Raw genomic sequence first — 6,964 nt, forward strand, 5'->3', positions numbered from 1 at the left:
TTCAAACCTATGGCACATATGACCAACCCGCCCAACATACAGGCAGATGGTCCTAAAAGAAACCCCAAAATTCGGCCAAAATATACGCCTAATAAACACATGCCTGAGGTAATAATACCCGCTACTGAAGATAAAAAAATTATAGAGACATTCGTAACGGCCATTCCAATACCAACGGACAAGGCATCTATCGAAGTGGCTATTGCGAGCATTAATAAAGTAATCCCGCTAGTGGGATCTTTCGCATTGCACTTTCGATCCTTTCGGGAGTCAATGATCATTTTTACGCCAACAAATATGAGGATTAAGGCGGCCATCCATTGATCATAGGGCGAAAACTTGCGCAACACGCAACATCCCGAAAAATAGCCCAAAATAGGCATGGCGAACTGAAAAAAACCAAAAACACTGCCCATCCTTAGGGCAGATGCAAAATAATTACCTCCTCGACAAGCCCCAACGCTCAAGCATACCGAAAAAGCATCCATAGATAGGGACAAGGCAATCAAAAGAACGTAAAGAATTGGCAAGCACAAAAACCCCCTTTAACAATGACACTAATACTTAAAATACGAGCATTTAAAAATTTCCTTGCTTTAAAAAGACTTGTCCTTCACATTCCCAAGGGTCCTATCGGATTCAACTTTTAATTTCGAATTAAGACGACTTTAAGCGACGCGCTCACCAACTTTGTGCTCGGTCCCAGTAAGAAGTCTTTTTATGTTGGCGTGGTGCCTTATTATGGTAAGAATCGCCAAGAAAGACGATGCCATAATATAAGCCCTGTTTGAACCAAGAAGCACTAGCCATAAAGGCGTGGAAACTAGGGAAACCATTGATGCTAAAGAAACGTAGCGACCTATCTTCATTATGCAATACCACAATATTCCCCCAATGATCGAAGCAAGAGGATGAAACATGAATATAACTCCAAAGGTAGTGGCCACTCCCTTTCCTCCTTTGAACTTTAACCATACTGGAAAGTTGTGTCCCAATACCGCCACCACGCCCATGATGGACAAAACTTGAGGAGAAGTTACCCCGAGCATTTTAGCGATCAATAGGGCCAATCCTCCCTTTACGATATCGAAGATCCCGACCACAATGGCCCACCTTTTTCCCATGACCCTTCCTACGTTTGTCGCACCAATGTTGCCGGATCCATAATTTCTGATGTCCTCGCCCCTTACAATTTTGACGACCAAATAACCCATTGGCGCTGAACCCAGAAGATAAGCCAAAATCACTAACAATACTACCATTGGCTATCACTCCTTCGCTTTGCGTAACACCAGGGCATCGGCAACGATCACTCCTTTATTTTCGTCCAACACAAAGATGGGATTTGCATCCAGCTCAAGAAGATCAGACTCGATACACGCAATTTTTGACACCAAGCTGACCACCCTGGCTAAGGCATCAATATCCTTTTTCTTCCTGCCCCTGGCCCCCGCAAGAAGCGGGAATCCCTTTAGTTCTCTGATCATTTCATAAGCCGTTGTTTCATCAATAGGTGCATGGCGCAGGGACACATCCCCTAACACCTCGACATATATTCCTCCAAGCCCAACGACTACTATGGGACCAAATATCGGATCTCTTTTGATCCCAACCATACACTCTAATCCATCATCTACCATTTCCTGAACTAAAACTCCCTGTATTCGCGCGTCGGGACGATATTTATTGGCATTTTCCAATATTCTGCCGTACGCATTTCGTATTTGCTCTTCACTGCTCAGCCCCAAAGCTATGACGCCTGCTTCCGTCTTATGCAAGATATCTGGGGACATTACCTTCAAAACGACAGGATACCCTATCTCCTCAGAGGCTGACAATACTTCTTCCAACGAGAGGCATAACCGTTCTCGAGTAACGGGAACCCCCCAATGCTCCAAAAGCCTTTTAGCATCATATTCAGTCATCATCAATGGAAGTTTCGGCAGGTAAGGCTCACCTTTTACGGTAATTTCCACCGTAGATTTGGATAATATTTCATTCCACTTTCCAAGGGCGCTCAAAGCAAAGGCACTTCTTCTAAGGCTCTGAAATAGGGGAACACCAGCTGCCTTAAGTTGCTGCAAGAACTCCTCTCCATGTTTTCGGTCGATCAACCAACTACAGTTTATAGGCTTATAAGTGCGATCATTTGCCGCTATGAGGTCTTTCGTCATCTGCCTTCCCGACTCCCCGGTTATCATAGATATTATGACCGTCACCATGTCTATATCCGAACATTCCAGTACGGCATCCAAGCAACCAGGAAACCCCTTAGGATCGTTGATGACTTGGGCAGTCATATCTACGGGGTTTAAAGACGAACCGAAGGAAGGAATATAGGGTTTTATCTTTTCTTGTGTTTCAGGCTTCAAAATGGGAACTTTCAAGCCATATTCGTCAAGCAAATCTGTCATGATTATGCCCGCTCCACCTGAAGTGGTCAGAATGGCGACGTTTTTACCCTTAGCCCTTTTGGGAGATGAAAAGACATGTCCGAGATCTATGATGTCTTCTACATCCGAAATGCCAATCACGCCGTACTGTTTAAATACAGCATCCCAAACGACCTTATCTCCAGTCAAAGCAGCGGTATGACTTTTTGCCGCTTCCTTTGCAACATCGCTTTTACCTACTTTTAAAACTGCCACAGGAATTTCTTTCTCACGAGCCCTTTTGACGAGCTCGAGAAACCTGGGTCCGTCCTGCAAGCCCTCTAAGTAAAGTATGAGTAGCTTTACTTCTTCATCTTGGATGATATACTGCCCAAAATCTACCGCATCAAGATCTACTTGATTTCCTGTCGTCACAACATATCGAAATTTAACGCCGCTGTCTACACTCAAGGCAAAAGATGCAAACCCGAAGGCACCGCTTTGAGAAATGTAGGCAATATTTCCCGGTTCTAACGGTTCGTCATCGAGGGAAGCGGAAAAACTTAAAGGGATTCCATCCACGAAGTTAACAAGGCCTTGACAATTCGGTCCTACTAGGCGTATGCCTCCTTCTTTAGCTATTGAAACGATCCTCTCCTGCAAGTAGGGATCATCCGCTTCTGCAAATCCTGAGGAGAATATAACCGCAAAGGGAACCTTCTTTTCAGCACATTGCTCTAAAATTCCAGGGACCAAACTTGCCCTTACTCCTACAATCACCACGTCAGGAGACACTGGGAGCGAACGTACGTCGGGGTAACAAGTAAAACCGTGAAGGGAATCATATTTAGGATTGACCGGGAAAATGCCACCTTTGTATTTATATCGCATTAACAACTTTAAAGGCCTGCCCGATATGCTATCCAGGTTAGACGAGGCGCCAACTATTGCGATGTTTCGTGGCTTAAAAAGACGATCTAAACCCACATTAAGCGACACATAAACCTCCCCCCCTCTGCTCACTCAAAAACTCCGTCGATCATGACTGATAATATAGTATCACATGCTATAAACTCGGTGGAGGCCACGAGAGTTTTTAAGACAGAGAAAATGCTTGACCCGGTGACTTGCCTCATTCTGATGAGTAAAAAGGTAGGAGTAAAGGAGAGTAATGACAGGGATGTCTTATCAAACATTCCATCAATATGCAATTATAAGTAATCTACAATACAAAGAGGAGCTTGCTCAAGCTCCTCTTTGTTGCTTTATTTTCAATTCATGGTGCCGAGGGGGGGATTTGAACCCCCACGGGAAACCCCACACGCCCCTCAAACGTGCGTGTCTACCTATTCCACCACCTCGGCGTTGCAATCGCATTATACGCAACATATTTTTATTCGTCAAGACGGGTTACCTCACTTAAAACCAAAGGGAAACTTCTATCTCTCTACTCAATCCTTCCTATGGCTATAGAAAATACGTTTCATAAGCTCAGCGGAAGAGAAATAAGCCATCACTATAACGCAAATGGCCACAATGAGATAAAGCGGAAGAGGGCCAAAACCCATAATTGGCCCCACAGATGAATAGGGGAGCCAAAGGACAAAAACCATAACGCAAATAGAGACCAACAGTAGAGATTTTGCCGGGGAATTACGATAGAAGGGTAAACGAGTACGAAGGGCAAATATCACTGTCGCGGCAGAAAGTACAGACTCCACGAACCAACCTGTTCGAAATAAAACCTGATTAGCTTTAGTTAAAAGGAGCAAGCCAAATGTAGCAAAATCGAAGATCGAGCTCAACGGGCCAAAGGTAACCATGAAGCGACGAATGAAACCTATATCCCAACGGTGAGGAGCTTTGATATATGTTTGGTCTACCCGGTCATAAGCGATGGTCATCTCCGGAAGGTCGGTCAGCAAATTGATAAGCAAAATTTGTTTGGGCAATAGGGGAAGGAAGGGGAGAAAAATGGACGCTACAGCCATACTGAACATGTTGCCAAAGTTTGCACTGGTAGCCATGAAGACGTATTTCAGCGTGTTGGCAAAAATATGTCTTCCCTGGATTACCCCATCTTTGAGCACCTTAAGGTCTTTCTCAAGGAGGACGAAATCGGCAGCATCCTTGGCGACATCGGCCGCACTGTCCACAGAGATCCCAACATCTGCGCTGTGAAGTGCAAGGGCATCATTTACACCATCGCCCATAAAACCCACTACGTTGCCCATTCTTTTCAGGGTAATGACAATACGCTGTTTTTGGCGAGGATCTACCTCAGCAAATATTTCAGCCGCTTCAGCCATCCGAAGAAGAGCTTCATCGCTCAAGGCATCCAAATCTTTTCCGCTCAAGATCTTCGTCACCTTTAAACCAACGGAAGAGGCGACATGGGCAGCGACGAATCTGTTGTCCCCAGTAATGATCTTGAGGTTTACACCTAATTCTTTAAGTTCCAATAAGACGTCTTCTATGCCCTCCTTTGGCGGATCAAAAAAACGCAGAAAACCGATGAAGATCATATCTTTTTCGCATTCCTTCGAACATGTGATATCGGGGGCCAAATCTTTTCGTGCCACTCCGATAACTCGGAAGCCTTGCTCGCTCCAGGTGCGATACAAGGCAAGAATGCCATCAAGCTTAGCCTGATCAAGGGGAAGAATTTTTCCGTCTTTATGAATGGAAGATGAGATTTCGAGGACATTTTCGAGTGCACCTTTCGTGATTATATATGAAGTTTTTGTAGTAGCAGAGTTTTCCTGAACAGCTATCGTGAGGCGCTTGCGCTCAAAATCATATGGAACCTCGCCGATCTTCTGAAAATCACTTATATCTAGCTGTCGTGCTGAGGCAATGGCCTCATCCAGGGGATTGACAAAGCCAGCCTGCAACTTCGCATTGGTATAGGCTTCCTTGAAAACCAAATCAGAAGGTTTTCCGTCAGCGTCGTAGGCACCTTCTAACTCCACAGTCCCCTTGGTAATTGTCCCCGTCTTATCCATACAAAGGACATTCATGCTTCCGAAATTCTCTATGGCCGCAAGGCGACGTACGACAACCCCCGCCTTACCCATGAGCTTTGAACCCTTGGACAAGTTCGTGACAATTATCGCGGGTAGAAGTTGAGGTGTGAGTCCTACGGCCAATGCGACCGAAAAAAGGAGCGAATCCAAAACAGATCTCTTGAAAACCACGTTTAGGATAAAAATTCCGAGGACTAAAATGAGCATTATTTCCGAGAGGAAATACCCTAAACGCTGAATACCGCGTTCAAACTCCGTGGTCAAAGGGCGAATCCTGAGCCGATGTGCAATTTGCCCAAGAATAGTGTCCCGCCCTGTCGCAATGACTAACATCTTACCACTGCCGTTTGCAACGCTCGTTCCCATGAACACCGTGTTCTTGCGTTCGGAAAGGCTGCTCTGGGCATTAGTCGTTTCCGGTTTTTTCTCTGCAGGGAAGTCTTCACCCGTTATTATAGCCTGGTTGACAAAAAGGCCGTTTGATTCAATGACTATGCCATCTCCAGGAATAAGGCTGCCCACAGAAAGGAGAACGACATCTCCTGGAACGATTTCTTCCATAGGGATGAATTGTTCCCGTCCTTCCCGTATCACTTTACATTGCACGGAAACCCTTCTTTGCAACTTTTCAACGGCGTTATTAGCACTATATTCCTCGAAAAAACCCAAAACTGCGCTAAGGAAGACGATGGTCAATATTATCGCAGAATCCGCAAAACTCTGCACCACGGCGGAAACAACGGTTGCAAAGAGGAGGATTATGATAATTGGGCTTTTAAACTGAGAAAGAAAAATGGAAAAGGCCGAAAAACGTTTTTTAGCATCCAGCCGGTTAAGGCCAACCAATTTCAGACGTTCAAGGGCCTCGGATTCAGACAGTCCTCTCGCTATATTGGCACCTAATACATTTGCCAGTGCTTCGACAGGCATTGTCCAATACTCAGCAAGCTCTTCTTTCCAAGATCCTTCAGTCTTCATTTACGTCAACCTTCCCAGCTTTGGAATCGTCTAATGCCTCAAAAATTCATCCACACATTATTGCAGTAAACTTACATTGTCAAGCCGTAGAACCACTTCATTTAAAATTAAAGTAAAATGGTATCTATGTCTTGCGATCCTCAAAATATCCTTGACAAGAATCTAAAGAGAAAGAACATGTATAGTAGTGGACAAGCTGGACACAAAACCTTATATGGGCCAAGACTGCAACTAAAAGTATAGAAAACATCTTTCCAGGAGGAACTTACCGAAAACTCCTTGAAGCACAGGGCATAGAGTAAAGGCGCCTTGTTCCTTTTATTGTAGACACCTGCAGCAATACACTTAAATGCGGCTGCAGTTCCAACAATTTTTTTGCCCTCTTCTCTTTTTGCAAAAGAGGTCCTTTCGTATGCAACATTCAATTCCTTCTTAATTGCTTATCATTCATCTATCTATGTATCTCCAATCTTTATCTTCATCGAAGAAGTCCTTTTTTTCCTGTTCGGTAGTAAGCCTAATGGCAAATTCGCAATATTCATCACCATCAGGCAGTGCTTTTAAGTGTACCAATTTATAATCCGGATT

4 protein-coding genes and 1 tRNA gene are annotated in these 6,964 nt (G+C 44.5%); all 5 read right to left on the minus strand.

Annotated features, from left to right (window positions below; all coding sequences use genetic code 11):
* Window positions 1-530, minus strand: a 530-nt coding sequence (locus Q7P41_RS12080; protein ID WP_303884578.1) for a manganese efflux pump MntP family protein, incomplete at its 3' end; no start/stop codon positions are given.
* 138 nt (window positions 531-668) lie between these two features.
* Window positions 669-1,262: a glycerol-3-phosphate 1-O-acyltransferase PlsY gene (gene plsY / locus Q7P41_RS12085; RefSeq protein WP_303884581.1), complete on the minus strand. Its 594-nt coding sequence runs from the start codon at window positions 1,260-1,262 to the stop codon at window positions 669-671.
* A 6-nt stretch (window positions 1,263-1,268) separates the two neighbouring features.
* Window positions 1,269-3,371, minus strand: a complete 2,103-nt coding sequence (locus Q7P41_RS12090) for an acetate--CoA ligase family protein (protein ID WP_303884583.1) — start codon at window positions 3,369-3,371, stop codon at window positions 1,269-1,271.
* A gap of 280 nt (window positions 3,372-3,651) precedes the next feature.
* A tRNA-Leu gene (locus tag Q7P41_RS12095) sits at window positions 3,652-3,736 on the minus strand.
* 87 nt (window positions 3,737-3,823) lie between these two features.
* Window positions 3,824-6,376, minus strand: coding sequence for a magnesium-translocating P-type ATPase (gene mgtA / locus Q7P41_RS12100; protein WP_303884584.1), 2,553 nt, complete (start codon window positions 6,374-6,376; stop codon window positions 3,824-3,826).
* Window positions 6,377-6,964: the final 588 nt, after the last annotated feature.

The organism is Acetomicrobium mobile, assembly GCF_937920065.1.

Bases quoted from the DNA above. Each gene is read 5' to 3' on its own strand.
- plsY (WP_303884581.1), bottom strand. From the start codon at position 1,262: ATGGTAGTATTGTTAGTGATTTTGGCTTATCTTCTGGGTTCAGCGCCA.
- mgtA (WP_303884584.1), bottom strand. From the start codon at position 6,376: ATGAAGACTGAAGGATCTTGGAAAGAAGAGCTTGCTGAGTATTGGACA.